We start from the raw sequence: 24,099 nt of genomic DNA, 5'->3' as shown, positions 1-24,099 counted from the left end.
CCCTGCTTGATTCACGCTTATCTTTTTAAATGTCTGCTTCTAAATGTTTCAACTCGGAGCTATTTGTCTCCGAAAATACCATTATTTTAGTATAGGTATGATAAAGCTCATTCGAGTAAATTGCTGTGGTTGAGATTCTATTTTTAGTGCTGAATCTTGTCCAAAGAAATTAGTGAGTCGTTTATCAACAATTTCCATCCCTAATCCTACATGATCTTGAGATGGCTTCTGATAATTACCTGCATTGTCTTCAACGGTTAACTTGAACCCACCCTCGAAAGCCTCGCTAGAGATCTTTACTTTACCGCCTTCCAACATATTAGATATCCCATGTTTGATGGCGTTTTCTACCAGCGGTTGCAGGGTAAAGCTCGGCAATTGAGATTCATATAACTGCGGGTCGATATCCCACTCCACCTCTAGTCGATCGGTAAAGCGTGCTTTCTCTATGGTCAGGTAAGCGTTGACGTGCGCCAGTTCGTCTTTGAGCTTCACGGTATTAATGTTCTGCTTTAGGTTACTTCTAAAGAAGTGAGACAAGTGCTGAATCAACTCTCGAGCTTTATCTGGGTCACGACGTGTTACTGCGCTGATGGTGTTAAGCGCATTGAACAAGAAGTGTGGATTCACTTGAGCGTGCAGCAGTTTGATTTCCGCTTGTGTCAGTAGCGTTTGCTGCTGCTGATAGTTGCTAAAGAGGATCTGGCTCGATAATAGCTGAGCGATACCTTCACCCATCGACATGTTGATGGTCGAGAAAAGCTTTAGTTTTGGCTCATACAGTTTGATGGTGCCTACCACTTCGTTACCCGCGCGCAATGGAATAATCAACGCAGAACCCAATTTACAATCCTGAGACAAGGAGCATTGGTATGGGTTCTCTTTGCCATCAAGGTAGATGATGTCGTTTTGTTCCATCGAAGTGAGCGTGCTTTGCGATGAAATCGGAGTATTTGGAATATGGTGTACATCACCAATGCCAACGAACGCGAGGATTTTTTCTCGGTCGGTAATCGCTACCGCACCAACATTGGTCTCTTCATAAACGATACGTACGATTTTTTGTGCGTTATCAGAATTGAATCCGCCATGTAAAATACCCACCGAACGCTCGGCGATGGTTAATGCGCGGCGTGAGAAGGTAGCCGAGTACTTTTCGAAGATGGTTTTCCTGTCTTGGATGATGCTCATGAACAGTGCTGCACCGACTGAGTTAGCAATGATCATTGGCGCCGCAATATCGGAAACCAGAGCATAGGATTGTTCGAAGGGTTTTGCGACCGCCAGCAGAATCAGCATCTGAATGATCTCTGCAAACAGGGTTACTGAGAAAACCACCAATGGATTAAACAGTTGGCTGGCTTTGTTCTTCCTAACGAGATAAACGTGCAACAGGCCACCAATCAGGCCTTCTGCTGTGGTGGAAATAGCACAAGCCAAGTCTGTGAAGCCGCCTAATGAGTAACGGTGAATACCGCCAGTAAAGCCGACCGCAAAGCCAACGACAGGGCCGCCAAACAGACCACCCATTACCGCACCCATCGCACGAGTGTTGGCTATCGCGTCATTAATCTGCAGTCCAAAATAGGTGCCCATAATACAGAATAGAGAAAACAGAACATAACAGCTGACTTTATGACTTAAGCGTGAAGAGATGCTCAACAAAGGGAGAATCAGTGGAGTCTTACTGAGCATGTAAGCAATCACTAAGTAGACACAGGTTTGTTGCAGCAGAGAGAGAATGAGTTCCATATTTTCACCTATTGAGACGCTTGTTAAGTGTAAAGCTCATTGCGTGGTAACGGTAGCTTTGCTTGTGTTTTCGTTGGTTATATCGAGCGACTATTGCTTCTCAGGCTAAGTTCAATATTGATGTACTAATGCTGAGATACAGTAAAGCCCATCACGGAGGACGGGCTTTAGTCTTAATTTCCATGAATCACTGGGTGATTATGGGAGCAAGCGAAGTGTGTTTGGCTGTTCTTTTGTCTCTCTATGAAGACGTGCCTCTTTTATCAAGAGTCTGAAAGAACTAGGCAGTTTTGGTTACGCCTTTTGCTTCTTTCTCTTCTTGTTCATCAGCAAGATCGATATCGCCTTTGCCTTTCGAGATTTTGATAACGTAAGCCGCAACACCGAATGCACTCACCACACCGATGATGGTTGAAAGCTGCATTGGTAGACCAAAGCCTAGTTGGCTGTTGTTCAGGATGAATGTGATACATACAGACGTCATGAAGATAGCTGGAACCGTTGTTACCCAGTGCAGTTTGTTGTGACGAAGTAGGTAAGCTGAAGCTGTCCACAACATCATTACTGCCGTTGACTGGTTAGCAAAACCGAAGTAGCGCCAGATGATACCGAAATCTACTTGAGTCAGGATGCCACCAAGAACGAACAATGGTAGAGCCATTAGTAGGCGGTTACGCAGAGTTTTCTGTTCCATGTTGAAGTATTCAGCAAGGATAAGACGGCTAGAACGGAATGCTGTGTCACCAGAAGTGATTGGCAGGATAACTACGCCAAGGAAAGCAAGGATACCGCCGAATACACCCAGTAGACCAAATGAAGCGCTGTATACCACGTTGCCAGGGCCGCCGTTTGCAATTGCGTCAGAGAGAGACTCAACTGAACCGAAGAATGACAGAGCAAGTGCACACCAGATTAGAGCGATGATGCCTTCACCAATCATTGCACCGTAGAATACGAAGCGACCGTTCTTCTCGTTTTCCATACAACGCGCCATTAGTGGTGACTGAGTTGCGTGGAAGCCAGAAATAGCACCACAAGCAATGGTGATGAATAGAGCAGGCCAAAGTGGTAGGTCATTCGGGTTCATGTTGGTGAACATGTCCTTCATCTCGAAGCCACCCATGATTTGGTGCTCGTCAGATAGACCAATCGCAGTGATTAGGCCAACAGACATGAAGATAAGCAGTGCGCCGAACAGTGGGTAGAAGCGACCAATGATTTTATCGACAGGGACAATCGTTGCGATGATGTAGTAAGCAAAGATGATAACAACCATGGTTGTTGCAGACATCGCGAAATCAGTTTGGTCGTTCACTAGGTTAGTGATCATGCCTGCAGGAGCAGATACGAATACCACACCAACGAGAAGCAGTAGAACAATGGCAAAGATGTTCATAAAGTGTTTTGCGCCATTGCCTAGGTAACGTCCAGTGATAGTTGGAACCGAAGCACCACCATTACGGATAGATAACATACCTGAGAAGTAGTCGTGTACTGCACCTGCGAAGATACAACCTAGCACGATCCAAAGCATCGCTGCTGGGCCGTAAAGGGCACCCATGATAGGGCCGAAGATTGGACCTACACCTGCAATGTTAAGCAGCTGAACTAGGTAAACCTTTGGTGTCGACATTGGAACGTAGTCCACGCCATCTTGCTTGGTGTGAGCGGGTGTTTGACGCTTTTCATTGATACCGAAAACCTTCTCGATAAAGGCACCGTAAATAAAGTAGCCACCAATGAGTGCTGCAACACAGGTAAGAAACCACATCATAATTTGTTATCCCTGAATGTATTAATTAAGTCAGGGTGTATATTAAAGAAGAGCATGAGAAGAAACTTCCGCTATGAGAGTGAGTGGTCGAATAGTCAATTAAGTGGTGTTATAACTGATTGAGTGGTTTGCTACGTTTGTAGAGCGGTTGGTTATGCGTGTTGAGAAGTGTCTTGCTTCTGGCAAGTGGCGGCTTATCAGCTTTAAGCGGTAACCAATAGATATCAGTGGCAGATAACAGACATAAGTGGACATCAGCCAGTGTTCAGCGGAGAATCACCACAAAGGCAACGCTTCGTCAGGAAGTGGCTAGGTAAATATAAAGGACTGAAATGAAAAAAATAATCGCACTATTCGCCGTGGCATTTAGCCTTGCAGGATGCAGCGCCAATGTTCAAGATTTAGCAGCTGAAGGCAATTGGCAAGAGATTGGCTATCGTGATGGTATCAAAGGCCACACTCAACGTTCGTACTCAGAGATGACTGAGCTTGGCGCAGTCGTTCAAGCGAGTTACACAGAAGGTTATCACCTAGGTGTGACTGAATATTGTAATCCGAACCATGCTTATCAGATTGGTTTATCTGGTCAGGTGTATGAAGGCGTGTGTTCTGGTACGGAAGACGCTCAACGTTTCCGCATGGAGTGGCAACGCGGCTGGGACGAGTTCTCAAACGACTACTAAGCCCAAGCTAGCGATGAAAAATTAAAACTAAAAAAGACCAGTACCGCGTGTGAACTGGTCTTTTTGTATGCAGCGGGCGTAACACTTAACAACAAAGTCTAGACTATTGATTATTCTCGACAGCTTTTCTCAAGAAGCCATTTTGCTTATCAAGTTGTGCCTTGGCTAACTCTAAATCTAGCCCTGTTAGAATCATCAAAATAGATAACTTCACATCGTAATCAGTCGCTTTAAGTGTTGATACCGCCAGTGCTTTGTCACACTCCGTTGCTTGGATAACGATACGAGCAGCGCGGGCAACCAATTTTTCATTAGTCGCTTTTACGTCGACCATCAGATTTTGGTAGCTTTTGCCGATACGAATCATGCTTGCAGTGGTCAGCATATTAAGCACCAGCTTTTGTGCCGTACCTGATTTGAGTCGTGTTGAACCTGTTAATGCTTCTGGGCCAACCACCGGGCTAATTGCGATTTGAGCGATTTCAGCAATTGGAGAATCAGGGTTACAAGACAGAGCAACCGTTACTGCGCCAAGCTGATTGGCATAGTTGAGTGCACCAATCACGTAAGGTGTGCGACCGCTCGCTGCAATACCTACCACGACATCATTTTCTGAAAACTGAATCGCTTTCAGATCTTCAATACCGAGAGTCAGCGAGTCTTCAGCGCCTTCTTTGGCTTTTAAAATCGCCTCTGGTCCACCTGCAATTAGGCCGATAATCATCTTGTCTGAAACACCGAAAGTCGGTGGGCATTCTGAGGCGTCTAACACACCTAATCGACCACTGGTGCCTGCGCCCATATAAATCAGTCGACCACCGTTTTGAAAGGCATGAGCAATTTTATCAACCGCTTTTGCGATCTGTGGCAGTTCCGCTTCAATCGCCAGTGGGACTTGTTTGTCTTGTTGGTTAATCTTTTCAACCACTTCGAGAGAGGTGAGCAGATCAATATCCATAGTGTCAGGGTTTCTCCCCTCCGAAACGAGGTGCGAGAGCGCTGATATGAGAGCGTCGTTACTCATAATGATCCTTAAATGGTGATTCTAAAATGATGGTTCTAAAGTTGTTTAGTCAGCACGATAGAGAACGCCTAGAGAGGCTGCTCTGCTTGCGCCAGTCACTTCTGGTAAATTGCTTGGCAGTTGATGAACATGACGTTGAGCAAGCCACGCAAAGGCCATCGCTTCCATGTAATCGGCATCCACGCCTTTACTGGTGGTTGAATCAACCTCCCAACTTGGAAGCAGTTCAGACAGTCTCTCCATCAACAATGGATTTCGTGTACCACCGCCACACACATACAGTGCAGGTTGGTTACCCAAGCGATAAGTCTCCACTTCATTGGCTATCGTCAATGCGGTGTATTCACAAAGAGTGCGCTGAACATCTTCAACTGCAAGATCTTTAAATTCTGTTAATTGTTGCTCTAGCCAAGGTAGGTTGAATAGTTCTCTACCGGTACTTTTCGGTGGCACTTGAGATAGATAAGATTCATTTAACAACTGTTTGAGTAAAGCTTGATTGAGTTGACCTTTAAGCGCAAATTGCGCATCACGGTCAAACTTCTCACCCGTGTGTTTATCAACCCAAGCGTCCATCAACATATTGCCCGGGCCTGTATCATAACCAAGCGTTGGCTGATTAGGGCGCAGTACTGAAATATTCGAGATACCACCAATATTCAACACCACAACTGAGCTGTCTTGCGGCTGGAAAATCGTATGGTGGAAGGCAGGGACTAATGGCGCACCTTGTCCGCCTAATGCCATGTCTTTACGCCTGAAATCGGCAACCGTTTGAATCTGTGTTTTAGCGGCAATGATGTTGGCATCACCCAACTGCATGGTAAATGGAGATTCGCCGGTTGGCTGGTGGAATACTGTTTGGCCATGGTTACCAATCGCAGTTACAGAAGATGCAGGTGTACCTGACTTTTCGAGAAGTTGCAGAACCGCATCAGCAAACAGATGGCCAAGCTGGTGGTCGAGTTCGCCAATGGCAATCAGATCGGTTTTCTGACCAATACAGACTTCAAGCAGACGCGCTTTGAGGTCGTCAGGCATTGGGAACTCATCATGAGCCAGCAATGTGATGCGCGTATCTTCAATCGACACTAAGGCTGTATCAACGCCGTCCATGCTCGTCCCTGACATCACACCGATATATAACTCTGATTTCATTGTTCACTTCCTAAATTAAGCTGCTGGATCTTTTGGTTAGCGATGACTTCTGCACCATCCAGAGCATTACCTTGAATGTTTAAGGTACGAACTTGGAGTTCTTGGGAAAGCCTAGGGCGATAGAACTGTCCTAAACTGCCTAAGAACATAATCGGTAATGAGTTATAGTCTGAGCATGTTCGTGTGAGCTTCTCTATTTCTTCAATACCTTGTTTTAATATGGTATTTGCCGTTGAGCAGCGCTGTTCCATATCAACGAGCTCTCGTGCAAATTTGGCGTAATCGGTCGCGTTAGCTTCGCCAATCCACTGTAGAATTTGGCTGCGTTCGTTGCCTGTCTTTCGCATTACAAGCTGACTCGTTAAAGAAGTACGCTTGTTATCTAATTCAACGAGAGTTTGTTGAACAGCTTGAAAGCCAAGCCAAGCGCCACCACCTTGGTCACCAATTGGGAAACCCCAGCCACCAACTTGTTGAGTCTTTTGTTGTACGTCTAATTGAATCGCAACAGATCCCGTCCCAATCGCAATACAGTTAACTCCTTGTCCTGAATTAGCACCAAATACTGACGCTTCTGCATCAGTCGTTACATACAGGTGCGGGCAATGGGTTAACGCCGATTGCAGTTTGGCTTTTAAATCTAAGTTTCCTACGCCAGCAACACCAACCACAATATAGCACTGTTGTGATTTTATCTGATTAACACTCAACATTTCATCAATATAATGAGTCAGTTGAGTGATCGCAGCTTCACCATATAAGGTCAATGACGTTGCAGGTAAAATACACTCTTCGATGTTACTTAGTGTTGGTAATATTCGCTTCAGTCTAATGGCGGTTTTAGTTCCACCGCCATCGACTGCCAAAGTATGGGTAATCATTGGCTAAACCGTTTGTAGTTTATTAACTTCTTGAGTTTGCTTCTTTCCTGAAAGGCACACGATTAACGATACAAATGTGCCAACACAAAGTTGATAAGGGAACGCTAAACGAACTCCTACCCAATCATCGTTAATCACGCCCATCACGCTATCCCAAACATAAGCTTGCATCAGCAGAGTGGTGAAGAAGCCTGCCATTAGAGCTAAAGCGACCGAAGTTTCGTTACCGCGCTCAGTGAATATTGCGGTGAAGTAGACACCCAACAACCCTGTGTAGGCAAAGACCATCACACTCAAAGCAAACGACAACAGTGGCATGTCAGTGTACTGCTGCCAGTAGTAACACAGGATTCCCATACTACCTAAGGCCACAGCTGCCGCCGCCATACCAAATCGGCCAGCTTTCACGTAATGGAAATCATCTTGCACTCCTTTACGAGCTTCTAGCCAAGGCTTATAGATATCCTGAATAGCCACTGATGACATTGAGTTTAATCCAGAATTTAGTGTTGAAAGTGCCGCTGCAACAACCCCAACAGTAACCAAGCCTCTAAGACCTGCTGGCATTTCATTCAGCACGTAATACATGAAAATAGTGACGTTCTCGCCATTAAAATTTTGAACAACTTCTTTACCTTCAACGCCCATCAGTTCAGGTCTTTGGTAGAAGACATACAAAAGTAGGCCAATTGACATGAATACAAGCACAACTGGAATTGAGAAAATGATTGAGTTAATCATCGCCTTTGAACCTTGCTTAGCATCTTTACAAGTCAAAACACGTTGAGTCATGTCTTGATCAAGGCCAAACGCACCAATGTTTAACAGCACGAATCCCGTAATACATGCCCAAAAGCTGAAGGTGCCAGCAGGGCTAAAGTCGAGGTTAAAATCTAATAAGGTCAGTTTCGAAGCTTGGCCTTCACCAGGGTTAGCCAGTACTTGCGCAATTTGGTTGAAATCAGCTGGAATTTGTCCCAATAAATAGATGATCACAGCAATGGCTGCACCGACATAAACCACAAGCTGAATTAGGTCGCTCCAGATAACGGAACGAATGCCACCCATGTAAGTATAAGCAAGGCCAACGGCAACCAGAATGACCACTGAAGTCACTACGCTGCTTGGGTCAATGTTGGTAAATAGAATCATGGAGACAGCGATAGCGGCCATGTACAGGCGAGCACCAGAAGCAAATACGCGACCGACCAAGTACATCACGCCTGCGCGCTGTTTTGTTTTCTCGCCAAAACGAACTTTCAGCAGTTCGTAAACGGTAGATACTTTGTTTTTGTAGAAGCGAGGTATCAGTACTAATGCGACAAAGACAGCTCCAATAATTCCACCAATGTTGGTCGCTAGATAAGTGAGATCGCCACGGTAGCTAGATTCTGGTCCTCCTAAGAACGTCGCTGCAGATTGCGAGGTCGCCAATACTGAGATGGCAACGACCCACATTGGCATCGAGTTACCGCCTAAGAAATAATCTTTGGTGCTCGTGATCTTGGTTCGGCTGAAGTGCCAGCCTGTAAAAGCGATAACAGCGAAGTAAACCGCAAATACCGCCCAGTCCAGCGAAGTAAATAGTGAATTCATAGCAGCTCCGTAGCATGAATAGGATAGAGGGTGTTTATTATTATTTTTTCAGAATGTCAGTTTGAATAATGAGTTTCAAAATCTATTCCTTGGTGGAATAGTGACCAACGGTTTTCTTTGACAATGATCCCAGAAGGTTGTGTTAGCTATTCCAAACACCAGAATACGAAGGAATAATTATTCCAATGAAAATACAAAACTCGTTATGATAGCGAGGCGCAGGCAGAGGGAAGGGCGTCTAATGAAAGGCATTGCGAAAGTTAAAGCGTTATTACCTAAGCTGTCTCCATCTGATGCTCTGGTGGCGCGATATGTTCTTGACCACCCACAACAGGTGAAGCAGCTTTCCTCTCCTGAGTTGGCTAAAGCGGTGGGTGTGAGCCAATCGACAATCGTCAAGTTTAGTCAGAAGCTCGGTTACAAAGGGTTCTCTGAAATGAAGGTCAAGCTTTATCAAAGCGATATGACTTATCAGCCAGTATCCCAACGTGGAATACACGGCACCATCACAAGAAAAGATCCGTCAGATACGGTGATGGACAAACTTCTTGCAAGTAAAACACAATCGCTTGAGCGTACAGTGTTATTAAATGAAGGTGAACAGTTAAGCAATGCTGCTGACTTGCTGCACCTTGCTAATAAAGTACAGATTTCTGGGGTGGGAGCATCGTCTCTGGTTGCGAAAGATTTCGCTTATAAGCTGATGAAAATAGGTCATGCTGTTAACGCAGAACAGGATGCTCACATTCAGATTGCTAATGCCGCTTCTCTTTCTGAAAATGATGTGTTGGTTGCAATTTCCTATTCAGGAAACACTAGAGAAGTGGTGAAGGTTGCCCAGTTGGCTAGATCGAAAAAGGCCAAGGTGATTGTGGTAAGCCAGCTATCCCCTTCTGCTTTAGATAAATACGCTGATATCAAACTCATCTCGGCGGCAGACGAAAATCATATTCGAAGCTCATCTATCACCGCGCGTGATAGCCAACTTTTTATTACTGACTTGTTGTTCATTGCGTTAACTCAGCAGGAAGAGCAGGCCGACCAATTAATTGAACAAAGTAAATCTGCAGTAGCGGAACTTAAGCAATAGAAGGAAATTTTATGGGACCGTTGTGGGTTGATGTTGCAGGCTACGAGCTGACAGCTGAAGACAGAGAAATTTTAGAGCACCCAACTGTTGGTGGTCTCATCTTATTTGCTCGAAACTACCACGATAGCAAACAGTTATCGGCGTTAAACAAAGAAATTCGTAAGGTAGCGAAACGTCCTATTTTGATTGGTGTTGACCAAGAAGGTGGCCGAGTTCAGCGTTTTCGTGACGGCTTTTCAATTATCCCAGCTGCTCAGGAATTTGCGACCAAGAATAATGGCGAACAGTTAGCAGAACAAGCGGGTTGGTTGATGGCGGCAGAGTTGATTGCCCATGATATCGATCTGAGCTTTGCGCCAGTATTAGACAAAGGCCATGACTGTAAAGCGATTGGTAGCCGAGCGTTTGGTGAAGATATTGATACCATCGTTCGTCATAGCAGCGCTTTCATCAAAGGTATGAAGTCGGTTGGTATGGCGACAACAGGCAAGCACTTTCCTGGGCATGGCGGTGTGATTGCTGACTCTCACTTAGAGACGCCATATGACCCTAGAGACGACATCTTTGAAACCGACATGGCGATCTTCAAGGCGCAAATTGAAGCCGGAATATTGGATGCGATGATGCCAGCGCACGTGGTTTTCTCTCATTATGATGATCAGCCAGCAAGCGGCTCTCAGTATTGGTTGCAGAAAGTATTGAAGCAGCAGCTTGGATTTAAAGGCTTGGTGTTCTCTGACGATTTGACCATGGAAGGCGCTGCGATTATGGGCGGTCCTGCCGACAGAGCAAAGGCTGCTTTGAATGCAGGGTGCGACATGGTGTTAATGTGTAATAAACGAGATGCACAAATAGAGGCTCTCGATCACTTAGCGATTCAAGAGGTGCCTTTAGCCAACTCATTGCTTAAAAAACACAGTTTTGACTTATCGACTCTTCACTCAGACAGCCGATGGAAAGAGGCTTCAGAGCAAATTAAGCGAATGCTAGGCAATGAGTGATAAATAAACACATAATAATTTTAGATAGGGCGATATGATAAATATCGCCTTTTTTGTATGTGTAGGGCGTGGTTTAGAGCTATTTGATAACCAGAACAAGCTAAAGTAGTGGTGTAAATTAAAATTTACATCAAATGTTTTTCATTGTTTACACTTGCAATCGTTTTTGTAGCTGTTATTGTGTTTTTAAAGATTGTTAGCCCAAATGGAAATGTTGGGTGTAAAAATAAATATACAGGTTGAGTTATGCAGAAAAGTGAATTAAGCAATGTCAATATCATCGACGAACAGGTACTGATTACTCCTGAGGAGTTAAAAGCAAAACTGCCTTTGAGTGATAATGCTCGTCGTTTCATTCAAGAATCTCGTCAAACTATCGCAAACATCATTCATAAGAAAGATCATCGCATGCTTGTTGTATGTGGCCCATGTTCTATCCATGACATTGAAGCTGCGAAAGAGTACGCGAAACGCCTAAAAGCACTTTCTGAAGAACTGAGCGATCAACTGTATATTGTAATGCGTGTTTACTTTGAAAAGCCTCGTACTACCGTTGGTTGGAAAGGCTTAATCAATGACCCTCATCTAGATGGTACTTTCGATATTGAGCATGGTCTGCATGTTGGTCGTGAACTATTGGTTGAACTTGCTGAGATGGAAATTCCACTCGCAACAGAAGCACTAGACCCAATCAGCCCACAATACCTAGCCGACACGTTCAGCTGGGCTGCAATCGGCGCTCGTACGACTGAATCACAAACTCACCGTGAAATGGCAAGTGGTCTTTCAATGCCAATCGGCTTCAAAAACGGTACCGATGGCAACCTAGGTACTGCAATCAATGCGATGCAGGCAGCTTCTTCTAGCCACCGCTTCATGGGTATCAGCCGCGAAGGTCAAGTTGCACTACTTACGACTCAAGGCAACCCAAATGGTCACGTTATTTTACGTGGCGGTAAGCAAACGAACTACGATTCAGTATCAGTACACGAATGTGAACAAGAGCTTGGCAAGTCAGGCCTAGAAGCGGCACTGATGGTTGACTGTAGCCACGCTAACTCTCGCAAAGATTTCCGTCGCCAACCTCTAGTTGCGGAAGATGTGATTCACCAAATTCGTGAAGGCAACAAGTCGATTATTGGCCTTATGATTGAAAGCCATATTAACGAAGGAAACCAATCTTCGGATATACCTCTCAATGAGATGAAATACGGCGTATCTATTACCGACGCGTGTATCAATTGGGATTCAACTGAGGCACTATTGAAACATGCACATACGGAATTAGTCCCGTTCTTAGAGAACCGCTTGAAAGGTTAGTCAGAGTTTTAAATTTAAGTGCCTCATCTAATGGGGCATTTTAAGATCTGTTACTAGCGAACCTGCGTGATTGTGGGCTTATAGATTGGCACGGGCTTATAGATTAGTAAGGAATAAAATGGCCGTTGAACTGAACGAATTACGCGACCAAATCGATGCTGTCGATAAACAAATGCTGGATTTACTTGCTCAGCGATTGGCTCTAGTAGAGAAAGTTGGTGAAGTAAAAAGTGAACATGGTTTACCTATTTATGTGCCAGAGCGCGAAGCAGCAATGCTGGCATCTCGTCGTCAAGAAGCCGAGAAAATAGGGGTTCCACCACAGTTAATCGAAGATATTTTGCGTCGTACTATGCGTGAGTCTTATGCCAGCGAGAAAGATTCTGGTTTTAAGTGTCTTAACCCAGAGTTACGTTCAGTGGTTATTGTTGGTGGTAATGGTCAACTTGGCGGTCTGTTTGGCCGTATGTTTAAGCTTTCTGGCTACGAAGTGAAAATCCTTGGCAGCCAAGATTGGGATAGAGCCGATGAGATCTTAGATAACGCAGGACTTGTGGTTGTTACTGTTCCAATTCACCTAACGGAAGGTGTGATTGCAAAACTGGGTAACCTGCCAAGCGATTGTATTCTTTGTGATTTAACATCGATTAAGTCAAAACCGCTTCAAGCAATGATGAACATGCACCAAGGCCCGGTGGTTGGTTTACACCCAATGTTTGGCCCTGATGTACCAAGCCTAGCGAAACAAGTGATTGTTTACAGTGATGGCCGTGGTTCTGAAAGCTACCAATGGCTACTGAATCAATTTGGTATCTGGGGCGCAAGCCTTTGCCAGATGGATGCCGCTGAGCATGACCATGGTATGACCTTGATTCAAGCACTGCGCCACTTCACCTCATTTGCTTACGGTTTGCACCTAAGTAAAGAGAATCCGAATATCGATCAGCTTCTGAAGTTAAGCTCTCCAATCTACCGACTAGAGATTGCGATGGTTGGTCGTCTGTTTGCTCAAGATCCTAACTTGTACGGAGACATCATTCTGTCTTCAGATGAGAATATTGAGATGATTAGACGCTTCCACAGCTGTTTCGGAGAAGCGTTAGAAATCTTAGATGGTAAAGATAAAGCTAAGTTTGTTGAGAGCTTTAACCAAGTGAGTGATTGGTTTGGTGATTACTCGCAGCAATTCTTGCAAGAGAGCCAAAGCTTGTTAAAACAAGCACATGACTCGATTCACCGTGGCTAAGTACGGTTTGAAATCATAAAAAAGAGCGACCATCTGGTCGCTCTTTTTGTATGTGCTGAACGGCATGAAAGCATTTGGCCTACAGTAGGCTAAAAGCAATTAGATCATCATAGGCCAAACTAACAGTTCCCAATAACCAATAGCTAATGACCAACAGCGAATAACTAGTTAGTCGCGATAGGCTTTTTAGTCTCTTCACTTGATACGGTGTCGATGGTCGAACTGATGTAAGGTACGTTTGTTAGGTTTATCTGCAAACGAACCACATTATCAATAAGTTGAACCAGTGGACCCCACTTAACCTTTTTCTCTTTCTCGAACACGTAGTTGAAGTTCTCAGGTGTCCAATCCATCAAGTATTGAGGGTTCAACGAGCGACCAAGGAAGCGTACTTCATAGTGTAGGTGTGGCCCGGTTGAGTTACCTGAGTTACCACAGCTTGCAATCACATCGCCTTTACTTACGAACTGACCGCTGCGAACTTTGAATTTCTGTAGATGAGCGTAAGAACTCATGAAGCCGAACGAGTGGCGCATGGTAATAAAGTTGCCGAAGCCTTTATTGCTCGGACGAACCGTTTCAATTACACCATCTGCAGGCGCTAAGATATCTTCGCCGCGCTTACACGTCAGGTCGATACCGGTATGGTTGTGGCGCTTACCTGTGATCGGGTTGGTACGGCGACCATAAGAAGATGAGATACGCTGATAAGCCATTGGGCTGTCGTTTGGAATCAAGCGGAACATGGTGGCTCTTACCGCTGAATCGACGGCAGCCGCATCAATGCGATCTTCCAAAGAAATATCATCGGTAAGCAGCTCTTCATCAGCAAGACCCAGTACTGATTCCACATCGAATACACGCTTACCAAGCAGTTGAATCGTGCCTTCTTTCTCGGTCAGTGTTTGCGATAGCGAATGGTTGGTTTCTACTTGCTCAGCATAAAGAAATTCTGTTTGTTCTTTTTCGACAATCAGCGTTTCAATCAACTGTTGGGCATCACCCGCTTGTAGCGCGAGTTCTTGTTTACTCTCGAAGTACATGTACGCCGCTCCGCCAATTAATAGCGGTACTGAAAAAATGGCAGTAGTGCAAATGAGCACAGCCTTACGGCCGAAGTAAAACGTCTGTTCCCCCTGACTAGAGGGAATAGTAATGGATAGTTTTTTAGACATGGTTCTGTATTAACTAAATGCTTCTAATAGAAAAAGGGTAATGGAGATGTCACTCTCTACCTAAATCGGTAAGGTGTTCAATCTCTCTATAAAGCAGTTCATCGTCGCCAACATTAAGCTCAACAAGTCGCTTAAGGTGGCTGATACTATCAATATCTAAATGCTCTATGCGTAAACGCATTGAGGTATTGATGGTAGAGACTATCGTTGCTTCTAACTGAATATTGATATCACTGTTTTCGAGTTTAAAGCTCACTTGAACAGGGACATCATGGCTAAGTTGTTTTGATTCATTACATTGAATGAGTAAACCATGGAGTGATAAGTCTTGCACTGAGCCTGTTACCTTGACTTGCCCTTGTGAGATCTCAGTCGGGACTTGATAAATAACTCGTGAAAATTGACGTCTTTCAACCATAAGTAATCTCTCTATATCAATGCATTACACGTAAGCCAGATATATCAAAGGCCGCTATTATCGCGGCCTTTGTTCAAAATACAAGCTTATTTACTTAGCGATACGCTTGTACTTGATACGGTGCGGTTCTGCCGCTTGTGCGCCTAGAGTCTGCTTAAGCCACTCAGTGTACTCAGTATAGTTACCTTCGTAGAAGTTAACTTGACCTTCATCACGGTAGTCTAAGATATGGGTCGCAATACGGTCAAGGAACCAACGGTCATGCGAGATAACCATTGCACAGCCAGGGAATTCAAGCAGTGCTTCTTCAAGAGCACGTAGCGTTTCAACGTCAAGGTCGTTGGTAGGCTCATCGAGTAGCAGTACGTTACCGCCCGCTTTTAGCAGTTTCGCTAAGTGAACACGGTTACGTTCACCACCAGAAAGCTCACCGATGATCTTCTGTTGGTCGTTGCCTTTAAAGTTGAAACGAGAACAGTAAGCACGAGCAGGGATTTCGAAGTTGTTGATCTTAATGATATCAGCGCCTTCAGAGATCTCTTGGAATACTGTCTTAGTGTCGTCCATGCTGTCACGGAACTGATCAACAGAAGCAAGCTTAACGGTTTCGCCTAGTTCAACCGTACCTGAATCTGGCTGTTCTGCGCCACTTAGCATCTTGAACAGTGTTGATTTACCTGCACCGTTGGCACCCACGATACCCACGATAGCGCCTTTTGGCATGCTGAACGATAGGTCGTCGATAAGAACGCGATCACCAAATGACTTCGTTAGGTTCTTAACTTCAAGAACTTTGTCACCTAGACGCTCACCTGGCGGGATGAACAGTTCGTTAGTTTCGTTACGCTTCTGGTATTGGCCAGTCGTCAATTCTTCAAAACGAGCCATACGCGCTTTAGACTTAGCTTGACGACCTTTAGGGTTTTGACGAACCCATTCAAGTTCTTTCTCAATCGTTTTTTGACGTGCGCTTTCGCCTGCTTTTTCTTGCTTAAGACGCTCATCTTTTTGCTCTAGCCAAGACGTGTAGTTGCCTTCCCATGGGATACCTTCACCACGGTCAAGTTCTAGGATCCAGCCAGCTGCGTTGTCTAGGAAGTAACGGTCGTGGGTAATCGCCACAACTGTACCACTGTAATCAACTAGGAAGTGCTCAAGCCATGCTACTGATTCTGCATCCAAGTGGTTGGTTGGTTCATCAAGAAGCAGCATGTCTGGCTTTTCAAGAAGTAGACGACAGATAGCAACACGACGACGCTCACCACCTGATAGGAATTCAATTTTCGCATCCCACTCAGGAAGACGAAGTGCATCAGCAGCACGCTCTAGAGCTGTCTCTAAGTTGTGACCGTCTTTTGCTTGAATCAGAGCTTCTAGTTCGCCTTGCTCTTTAGCAAGTGCATCGAAATCTGCATCTGGTTCTGCGTACGCTGCGTAAACCGCATCGATACGCTTAAGTGCGTCAGCAACGTCAGAAACCGCTTCTTCTACGATTTCACGAACAGTTTTTGATTCGTCTAGTACAGGTTCTTGCGGTAGGTAACCTACTTTAAGACCTTGTTGTGCACGTGCTTCACCATCAATATCAGTATCAATACCAGCCATGATACGTAGTAGGGTAGATTTACCTGAACCATTTAGACCCAAAACACCGATTTTAGCGCCAGGAAAAAAGCTAAGAGAAATGTCTTTAAGAATTTGACGCTTAGGTGGAACAGTTTTGCTCACCCGAGACATGGTATATACGTATTCAGCCATTGCCGATCGATCCTAATTATTGTTCAAAATTGTCTGCTATTTTATACCAATATCCTCAAAGATGTTACTCCTAGGACAGAAAAGCCACTCTTGAACCAATCCTTACCTATTATTGTCACATTGGTCATTAAAACTATATTTAATAGGCTTCTGAGGCCAAGTGTTAAATATTAATAATATTTACACTCAAATCCTTTACATTTGATGTGATGTCGGGCGTAAATAGACTTCACGTATTCATACACGCACTAAGGAAAGAGCGAATGTTTTTCCGCATTGGTAATACGAAAATTGCTGTGGCTGCATCGGCAATTTTGTCTTCGGTTTCACTGGCTCCGGTCGCTATGGCTAGCAATGCCTCCGAGCTTGAAATGCAGCGTGACGTTTATGATAGAGCGCAAGAGGTTTTAGATAACCGTGACCTAAAAGCTTACTCCGCGCTGCGTAACAAAATTCAAACATACCCTTTAACACCTTACACCGATTATCGAGCCTTTCTGATTGGCTTAGGTGATCGCACACCTGCTGAGGTCGATGCTTTCATTGAAGAGAACAAGGCATTGCCTTTCTCCAATCGAATGCGCGCACCTTATTTGGACTCATTGGCTTCTCAAAAACAGTGGAAGACGATCCTTGAGTTTCAAACCAAAGAGCCTGTCGGTGAAAAATACCAATGTATTTATTATCGAGCGCATTACGAGCAAGGTAACCAAGAGCTTGCCTTTAAAGGAGCTAAACAACTTTGGTTGAGTGGTAGTGGTGTTGATGACGCTTGTGACCCTCTATTTAAAAGCTGGGATCAAGCTGGGCTAAGAACTGATGAGCTGATTCTGGATAGAATGCTGCTAGCGTTCGAGGGCCGTAACGGTAAGTTAATGAGCTATCTGATTAAGCAATTGGATCATGATGAGTCAATTGCTCAAGCGAAGCAGATGAAGGCGTTGTACAACAAGCCTGAAAATGTACTCGCGTTTGCTAAGAAGCACCCAGCGAATGAATTCTACCAAGCTCAAACCGAGTTTGCTTTCGAGAAGCTAGCAAGGAAATCATCAAGCAGCGCTCAAGAGGTGTTTGATGATGTCATCAAGGCTCAGAAGTTGTCGAAAGAGAAATCTCAAGAGCTCGCCGATTACTTAACGTTCCGTCTGATCAACACCGACTCTGAAGAGTTAATGGCTTGGCGAGACAAAATGCTCGCGAGTTCATCAAAGCAAGTTCTGCTGGAACGACGTGCTCGCTTAGCGATTCAACATGCCGATTGGACGGGTTTGAAAGAGTGGATAGCGCGCTTGGATGATAAACATCAGGCTTCGCTTCGTTGGCAATATTGGCAGGGCAGAGCTGAAATCGCGACGGGCGATACTGCCAAAGGCAATAAGCGACTGTCAGATATCTTGGGTCAGCGTAATTTCTACAGTGTGGCTGCGGCTAAGCAGTTAGGTAAACCGGTTCAATACCCAACCTCGACACTTAAATACAATGCTGAAACAGTGAAGCCATTCGACACCTCTTTGGTGCGTATTGGTGAGCTGATTGACCGAGATAAAATTGCGGCAGCGAAAAGTGAATGGCGCTGGTTATTAACTAATGCAGATAAAGACCAAAAAGCGATGCTTGCGGCTCATGCTGCGACGCAGCGTTGGAATCACTTTATGGTAACGGCGAGCATCTCGGCGAAGATGTGGGACAACATAGCTTTACGCTTCCCAGTCGCTCATAAGTGGTGGTTTAACTTCTACGCTGAAAAGCACGATCTCGATCCAATCACTTTGATGTCTTTAGCAAGACAAGAGAGTGCGATGGATTCAGAGGCTCGCTCTCCAGTTGGCGCGCGTGGCATCATGCAAATTATGCCAAAGACGGCGCAATACACGGCGAACAAACATAAGATTAAGTATCAGGGCAGCGATGATCTTTATGATGTCGGCAAGAACATTGAGATTGGCAGTCACTACTTAGATGGTTTACTCGCTCAATATGATGACAATCGTATCTTTGCGTTTGCGGCTTATAATGCAGGACCTAGCCGTGTGAAACAGTGGCGTTCACGCAGCGATGAAAAGCTCGATGCCTTTGCATTTATCGAAATGATCCCATTCAAAGAGACTCGCGGTTACGTCCAGAATATCTTGATGTTTGAGACCTACTATCGAGATATCTTGGGTGAGAAAGGGACGTTTTTAGCGCCCCATGAGGCAAAAACGAAATACTAAGCCTTCGGCATTTGGCCCGAAACTGAGTAAGAATAAAGGCAGTGAGTGCGAACCATTTCCACTTACTGCCTTTTTACATTGGATCGCATCAAGTGTTTCGGTATAAAGTGTTAAACGCTTTCAATCGTTAAGCGACTCTTTAAAGTCAGAATTTAAAAGTAAGTGTAGAGATATGGCATCACAACCTGAATATGATAATTGGCAACAACTGATGGACTTGGTAAAGACGGCTGTCGAAAAAGATCAGCACGAGCTGTTGTTGACCATGATGATGACACCAGACGAGCGAGATGCTCTGGTTGCTCGAATTAATATCTTCTGTGAGCTGATGAAAGGCGATATGTCTCAACGACAGGTGAGTCAAATGCTGGGCGTAGGCGTAGCGACGATAACCAGAGGCTCAAATGAGCTAAAGGCCAAATCTGAACAAGAGAAAGCCGTGATCGCCGACCTATTGCTCAAGTAATAATGGAATTAAGCTATCACTGAATAGTGAGAAGACGAATTCGATAAAAAAACGCTAACTGAATGTTAGCGTTTTTTGTTTCTGTAGATTGTTCTCAGAACCTTTTTAAGTTTACGAAGCGCTAAATAGGAAAGTGCTCAGGATTCACAAATGGGATCAGAGCTAAAATTAAAGCCTGATGATAAACAGAACTGCGTGACAATTGGTTATGTGTCAGTAGGCCAATTGCGCCACCTTTCTGTTTGATGTTATCGGTACCAAAGACTTCATCCATCACATCCCCTAATTCGTTTGCATGCTCTAATTTATCAAGCACGGCTGGTGGCAGCATCAGGCTTGCTGAACGAGACTCGCCACGTTGACCATTCGCTTCGATCACCATCCAAGCAAAGGTAACGTTTGTTTCTATTCCCGCTTCTAGACCAACATAGAAGTCTGCATCAGGCTGAGCTTTAGTTGCATTGTGAACACGATTCACGGCACCTTGATAGGTTTCGTCATTGCTCATCGGTTGATCGGCGACACCACTAGGGACGCTGATGCCTTTGAAATCAAATTCAGTATTAGGAAAAGCAGATAAGAACGCACTTTTAACGGCGTTAATTTTAGCTGGGTTCAGCGATGCGATGATTACAGATTTCATGTGTCGGATTCTTTTTGTTGTCGATTAGATTGAGTTGATGTTGTCGGTACCAGTCACTCAACTCTTCTAGTGGCATAGGTTTACCAAAGTAATAGCCTTGCAGCATATCGCACTGTGCATCCTGTAACCACTGGTGCATGCCTTGAGTTTCAATCCCTTCGGCGGTGACCTTTTTCCCCTGAGCATGACACAACCCGATAACCGGTTTTACGATGTTCTGGTTATCGGTCTCAATCAAGGTATCCAAAAACGCTTTATCCAATTTAATTTTCTGAGTTGGATACTGCACCAGTTGAGTGATGGAGGTGTAACCGGAACCAAAATCATCAATCGCCAGTCGATAGCCCATGCATGACAGTTCGTTCAGTAATGGAAAGCCTTCTGAATTTGAGTAAAAGGTTTCAGTGATTTCAAAATCGATCAGGCTTGGTGGAATTCGATTTAACTCCGCGTGTTCTTTAATGAAACCCGCAAGGTGAGTGGTTTCAATGCCAGCAGAAGATAAGTTGATCGACAATTGAATTGAGTGATCAAATTGAGCCTGAAGTCGATGGAATGAAGCAAACGCATTCTGTATTACCCAGCGGTCAACATGTTCGAACTGCCCGGTTTGTTCGGCAATTGGAATGAACTCATCCGGTGGAACCAAACCAAGTTGCTTTGAATTCCAACGTAATAACACCTCAACGCCAATAACATCAGTCCCGGTAGAATCCATATAGGGCATGTAAACGAGCCTGAATTCGTCATCAAAATTCTTTCCTCTAAGCGCACGTTCAATGTCTGCTTGGCGCTGAATGGCTTTGTCTAAATCCCGTGAATAGTCAGCAAATTGGTTTTTACCGGCACGCTTGGCTTGGTACATCGCGGTATCCGCGTTGGACAGTAGCTTCTCGATTGAGTTGCCATCATTAGGGTAGGTCGCAATACCAATACTGACCGTGATCGGAAAGCTGCCTGATTCGGTGACAAAACCTTTTTGCAGTGGAGTCAGTAAATCATTCGAGAATCGATGCGCGACATTTCCTCGGTGACTAGGAGCGTTAATGTAGACAACGAACTCGTCACCAGAAAGTCGGGCTGGCATGCAGTGAGCGTCGAACTCCGCTTTATAGTGACGACAAATGTCTGAAATACGCTGAGCAAAAGAGACCAGAATAGAGTCGCCGATTTGATGCCCGTATTTGTCGTTCACAAACTTGAAGTTATCCAAATCAAAATAGAGAACCCAGGTTTCGGTATTCGAACTCGGTTTTGGCAACGATTGCTGAACGAAGGTTTGAAACTGATGCCGATTGGCTATTTGGGTTAACTGATCATTTTCGGCCAAGAGCTTGGTTTGCTGGTAGGTGTTGTCTAGCTCTTGGTACATGTCATAAAAACGCTGTGATAAGCGGCCAAGTTCATCACGAGTGCCCAAGCGTTCAATGTTCTTACGTTGTTTTTTTTCGACTTGCTGTAGCTGTCGATCGAGCCGTGTTATTGGAGTAATCACGGTGCGAGACAGAAGCATGAGTAGCAGAGCGACAGTCACAAACGCAGACAGTGCAAACGACAAACTCAACTTGTTCCAAATTGAATCGAGCTTGTTTTCCAACAGGAATTGAGCCGGATCGACCGTGGCGTACAGGTCTGGTGCAAGCTTGACTGAGTGAGTAACATCATTTTCCAAAGAAACCGCTATGGATGTGAAGAACAAACTGGTTTGGTAGTCGAACTCTATTTGTTTTCTCAGCGCATTAAACTTGTCGAGAGAGACAGAGACAACAACAAAGAACACATCGTCGGGCTGATTGCTTGCGGTTGGGAAAATCGCTTTTCTATTAACCTTGTCGTAGTGAACCAACATCCCTTCGCCTTGGGAGTTTTGAATATAGTTGGTACTCGATGTTGCTAGGGTGTCTTGATAGTGCTGGTCAACATACTCCAATATCTTACTGTCAATCTGAGTGCGTGAGTCGTTGCTATTATCCGCGTAATAACGCAGTTTTCGATCACCATTAAGAAGAGCTAAAGCTGTATAGCTTTCATCGTCATCTTGCAGGAAATGTATGGCTTCTCGAAGGTTACTGACCAGTTCAAGATCGCGAGATAGATTTTGATCAGTGAGAAAATAACGCTTCACCATATCACTCTGGGTCAAGGTGTAAGAGTAGCTATTGAGGAACGAACGAGATTGGCGAAAGTAACCGGCTAGTTTCTCCATATTCAGCTGAAGTGCGTTGTCTTCGCGTTTGATGAAGCTACTTTTCTGTGTCGAGTAAATAATATAGCTAGAAGCCGCGGTACTGATCAGTATCACAGGGGCTATCAGTAGTAAGATTTTAGTACTTAGCTTCATAGTTAATGACAACACTATTTATAATTTAAGCGCGTAAGTTTATGTTACTTAATGATTGCTCGCTATTAATTACACGTAGTTCGATGATTTCCTGTGAAGGGGGTAAGGTTTTGTCTTTATTGATAAAAAAGCTATTAATGAGTTTTTTTGTTAGAAAGACGTAAGCAGTGGAGCGAGTGTGCGTGCCGAATGAGTGAAACAAGTGAATTGTGTTTCAGGCATGCTAGGGGATGTGTTCTTAGCTCGAATAGTATTCGACTAGAGGGTGATTTAAGTATTTGGCCTACTGTAGGCCAAATACTTATGTTAGCTAAAAGCTGATACTCGCTCTCAGCTATGACAACTTAACTTGAGTCGCTTTGATGTTCTCACTTGGGTAGCAACCCAACACTTTCAGGTGGCGAGTAATGGCTGTTAGTTCCGTTATCGCTTGCTGCATGTTATCTGAATCCAGATGCGCCTCTAAATCGACATAGAACATCTCTTCCCAAGGGTTACCCATGATAGGACGAGATTCCAGCTTGGTCATGTTGATGCCTAAGCGTTGCAAGATCAGTAGTGTCTCTACCAAAGAGCCCGCCTCTTGAGATGTCGACATGATGAGCGTCGTTTTCGCTGGTATTTGAGTTGATACTTCAACAGGTTTACGCGCCACAACAATGAAACGAGTGTGATTCTCTGTTTGGTTTGCAATGTTACCTTGGATTGGCTGAAGCCCATAAAGCTTGCCGCTCGATGCATTACCAATTGCAGCTACGTCATTACCACCCAGTTCTTTAACCTTTTTCATTGCATCAGCGGTGCTTGCGCAAGACTCAAGGCTGACACCCTTAAGGCGGCTCAAGAACTCACTGCATTGTTGATGAGGTTGTGGGTGCGAGTAGAGCGTTTTGATGTCTTCTAATCGGATATCACTCTTAGCAAGGAGGCAGTGCTCAATCGGTTGAGAAAGTTCGCCAACAATGTATAGAGTCGTATGCTGTAGCAGGTCGTAGACCTCGTTAATTGACCCTGAACTGGTGTTCTCAATCGGCAGGACACCGTAGTCGGCATGGCCAGACTCTACTGTTGATGTGACTTCTTTGAAGTGATTACAGTTCAGCTCAATCAACTCCATATTCTTGCGGCTGAAGTATTCGCGGCTCGCAAGGTGAGAATATGATCCCTTAGATCCTAAGAATGCAACGCGAGCCAATGGTTTGCGGCTTTGCGGGTTCGCTAGGTTTTGTAAATATGACTGCTGTAGTAAAACGGAATCTTCGATGATGGTGTGAAACAGCTTGGTAATGTATTGCGCATCCAATTCGTATTTATCTTTGCCGTTATTGATCAGCTTAACTAATAGTTGTTGCTCTCGTACTGCATCACGAACTGGTTTTGATGTCTCTACTTTGCTTTTAGCGACTTCGATACTTAGCTTGCGACGCTCCGAAAGTAACTTCAGGAGTTCGTCGTCTAAATCATTAAGACGAAGGCGGATATCATCCAGTGAAATTGAGCGGTCAGTCATAAATGTGTCCTTATAAAAAAGCCTCCCTAGTGTGGGAGGCTTCTTGTTCG

19 protein-coding genes and 1 other annotated feature (1 of these 20 only partly in view) are annotated in these 24,099 nt (G+C 44.6%); of the genes, 7 read left to right on the top strand and 12 right to left on the bottom strand.

What is annotated here, in order from left to right:
• Positions 1-81: 81 nt before the first annotated feature.
• Positions 82-1,752 carry a sensor histidine kinase gene (locus tag OCV20_RS14005; RefSeq protein ID WP_086775243.1) on the bottom strand — a complete coding sequence of 557 codons (1,671 nt, stop codon included), beginning with the start codon at positions 1,750-1,752 and terminating at the stop codon, positions 82-84.
• A 280-nt stretch (positions 1,753-2,032) separates the two neighbouring features.
• Positions 2,033-3,526 carry a carbon starvation CstA family protein gene (locus OCV20_RS14000; RefSeq protein WP_086775242.1) on the bottom strand — a complete coding sequence of 498 codons (1,494 nt, stop codon included), beginning with the start codon at positions 3,524-3,526 and terminating at the stop codon, positions 2,033-2,035.
• Positions 3,527-3,858: 332 nt separating this feature from the next.
• Here OCV20_RS14000 and OCV20_RS13995 point away from each other — a divergent pair, with 332 nt between their 5' ends.
• On the top strand, positions 3,859-4,209 hold the full coding sequence (locus OCV20_RS13995; RefSeq protein WP_086775241.1) for a DUF2799 domain-containing protein: 351 nt from the start codon (positions 3,859-3,861) through the stop codon (positions 4,207-4,209).
• A 103-nt stretch (positions 4,210-4,312) separates the two neighbouring features.
• Here OCV20_RS13995 and murQ read toward each other — a convergent pair whose 3' ends face one another.
• Genes murQ through OCV20_RS13975 form a run of 4 tightly spaced genes read right to left on the bottom strand, consistent with a single transcriptional unit; the run spans position 4,313 to position 8,868 of the window.
• A complete protein-coding gene (murQ, locus tag OCV20_RS13990) occupies positions 4,313-5,233 on the bottom strand; it encodes an N-acetylmuramic acid 6-phosphate etherase (protein WP_086775240.1) in 921 nt (306 codons plus the stop codon).
• A 45-nt stretch (positions 5,234-5,278) separates the two neighbouring features.
• The gene (locus tag OCV20_RS13985) at positions 5,279-6,391 is read right to left on the bottom strand and encodes an anhydro-N-acetylmuramic acid kinase (RefSeq protein WP_086775239.1); all 1,113 of its coding nucleotides are present in this window, start codon (positions 6,389-6,391) and stop codon (positions 5,279-5,281) included.
• Positions 6,388-7,272 (bottom strand): glucosamine kinase nucleotide-binding domain-containing protein, encoded by an 885-nt coding sequence (locus OCV20_RS13980; protein WP_086775238.1) that lies wholly within the window; start codon positions 7,270-7,272, stop codon positions 6,388-6,390. The genes OCV20_RS13985 and OCV20_RS13980 overlap by 4 nt, the downstream gene beginning before the upstream one ends.
• 3 nt (positions 7,273-7,275) lie before the next feature.
• The gene (locus OCV20_RS13975) at positions 7,276-8,868 is read right to left on the bottom strand and encodes a sodium:solute symporter (RefSeq protein ID WP_048618288.1); all 1,593 of its coding nucleotides are present in this window, start codon (positions 8,866-8,868) and stop codon (positions 7,276-7,278) included.
• Positions 8,869-9,109: 241 nt separating this feature from the next.
• On the opposite strand from OCV20_RS13975, the gene OCV20_RS13970 reads away from it, so the two are divergent.
• From OCV20_RS13970 to tyrA, 4 genes are all read left to right on the top strand, one after another.
• Positions 9,110-9,958, top strand: coding sequence for a MurR/RpiR family transcriptional regulator (locus tag OCV20_RS13970; protein ID WP_086775237.1), 849 nt, complete (start codon positions 9,110-9,112; stop codon positions 9,956-9,958).
• Positions 9,959-9,969: 11 nt separating this feature from the next.
• A complete protein-coding gene (gene nagZ, locus OCV20_RS13965) occupies positions 9,970-10,959 on the top strand; it encodes a beta-N-acetylhexosaminidase (RefSeq protein ID WP_086775236.1) in 990 nt (329 codons plus the stop codon).
• Positions 10,960-11,205: 246 nt separating this feature from the next.
• Positions 11,206-12,279, top strand: a complete 1,074-nt coding sequence (locus OCV20_RS13960) for a 3-deoxy-7-phosphoheptulonate synthase (protein ID WP_017629783.1) — start codon at positions 11,206-11,208, stop codon at positions 12,277-12,279.
• Between the two features lie 118 nt (positions 12,280-12,397).
• On the top strand, positions 12,398-13,525 hold the full coding sequence (tyrA, locus tag OCV20_RS13955) for a bifunctional chorismate mutase/prephenate dehydrogenase (protein WP_050651897.1): 1,128 nt from the start codon (positions 12,398-12,400) through the stop codon (positions 13,523-13,525).
• Between the two features lie 164 nt (positions 13,526-13,689).
• Here tyrA and OCV20_RS13950 read toward each other — a convergent pair whose 3' ends face one another.
• The 3 genes from OCV20_RS13950 to ettA all read right to left on the bottom strand — a co-directional run bounded on the left by OCV20_RS13950 (position 13,690) and on the right by ettA (position 16,876).
• Positions 13,690-14,700 carry a M23 family metallopeptidase gene (locus OCV20_RS13950; RefSeq protein ID WP_086775235.1) on the bottom strand — a complete coding sequence of 337 codons (1,011 nt, stop codon included), beginning with the start codon at positions 14,698-14,700 and terminating at the stop codon, positions 13,690-13,692.
• A 49-nt stretch (positions 14,701-14,749) separates the two neighbouring features.
• Complete coding sequence (locus OCV20_RS13945; protein WP_086775234.1) at positions 14,750-15,118, bottom strand: PilZ domain-containing protein; 369 nt, start codon at positions 15,116-15,118, stop codon at positions 14,750-14,752.
• Positions 15,119-15,208: 90 nt separating this feature from the next.
• The gene (ettA, locus tag OCV20_RS13940; RefSeq protein ID WP_086775233.1) at positions 15,209-16,876 is read right to left on the bottom strand and encodes an energy-dependent translational throttle protein EttA; all 1,668 of its coding nucleotides are present in this window, start codon (positions 16,874-16,876) and stop codon (positions 15,209-15,211) included.
• A 263-nt stretch (positions 16,877-17,139) separates the two neighbouring features.
• On the opposite strand from ettA, the gene sltY reads away from it, so the two are divergent.
• Together sltY and trpR are read left to right on the top strand one after the other, a co-directional pair.
• The gene (sltY, locus tag OCV20_RS13935) at positions 17,140-19,089 is read left to right on the top strand and encodes a murein transglycosylase (RefSeq protein ID WP_086775232.1); all 1,950 of its coding nucleotides are present in this window, start codon (positions 17,140-17,142) and stop codon (positions 19,087-19,089) included.
• A gap of 172 nt (positions 19,090-19,261) precedes the next feature.
• Positions 19,262-19,555, top strand: a complete 294-nt coding sequence (trpR, locus tag OCV20_RS13930; RefSeq protein ID WP_048615039.1) for a trp operon repressor — start codon at positions 19,262-19,264, stop codon at positions 19,553-19,555.
• 121 nt (positions 19,556-19,676) lie between these two features.
• Here the strand turns inward: trpR and yjjX are convergent, their stop codons facing one another.
• The 3 genes from yjjX to pheA form a co-directional block, all read right to left on the bottom strand.
• On the bottom strand, positions 19,677-20,198 hold the full coding sequence (yjjX, locus tag OCV20_RS13925; protein ID WP_086775231.1) for an inosine/xanthosine triphosphatase: 522 nt from the start codon (positions 20,196-20,198) through the stop codon (positions 19,677-19,679).
• A complete protein-coding gene (locus OCV20_RS13920; RefSeq protein ID WP_086775230.1) occupies positions 20,161-22,539 on the bottom strand; it encodes a putative bifunctional diguanylate cyclase/phosphodiesterase in 2,379 nt (792 codons plus the stop codon). The genes yjjX and OCV20_RS13920 overlap by 38 nt, the downstream gene beginning before the upstream one ends.
• 334 nt (positions 22,540-22,873) lie before the next feature.
• On the bottom strand, positions 22,874-24,049 hold the full coding sequence (gene pheA / locus OCV20_RS13915) for a prephenate dehydratase (RefSeq protein ID WP_048606831.1): 1,176 nt from the start codon (positions 24,047-24,049) through the stop codon (positions 22,874-22,876).
• Between the two features lie 12 nt (positions 24,050-24,061).
• Positions 24,062-24,099 (bottom strand) — a sequence feature (Phe leader region) (it continues 84 nt past the right edge of the window).

This window comes from Vibrio coralliirubri, assembly GCF_024347375.1.
In the GTDB taxonomy this organism is placed as follows: domain Bacteria; phylum Pseudomonadota; class Gammaproteobacteria; order Enterobacterales; family Vibrionaceae; genus Vibrio; species Vibrio coralliirubri.
The sequence above is the reverse complement of the archived record's forward strand: the minus strand, read 5'-3'. Positions and strand labels throughout refer to the sequence as shown.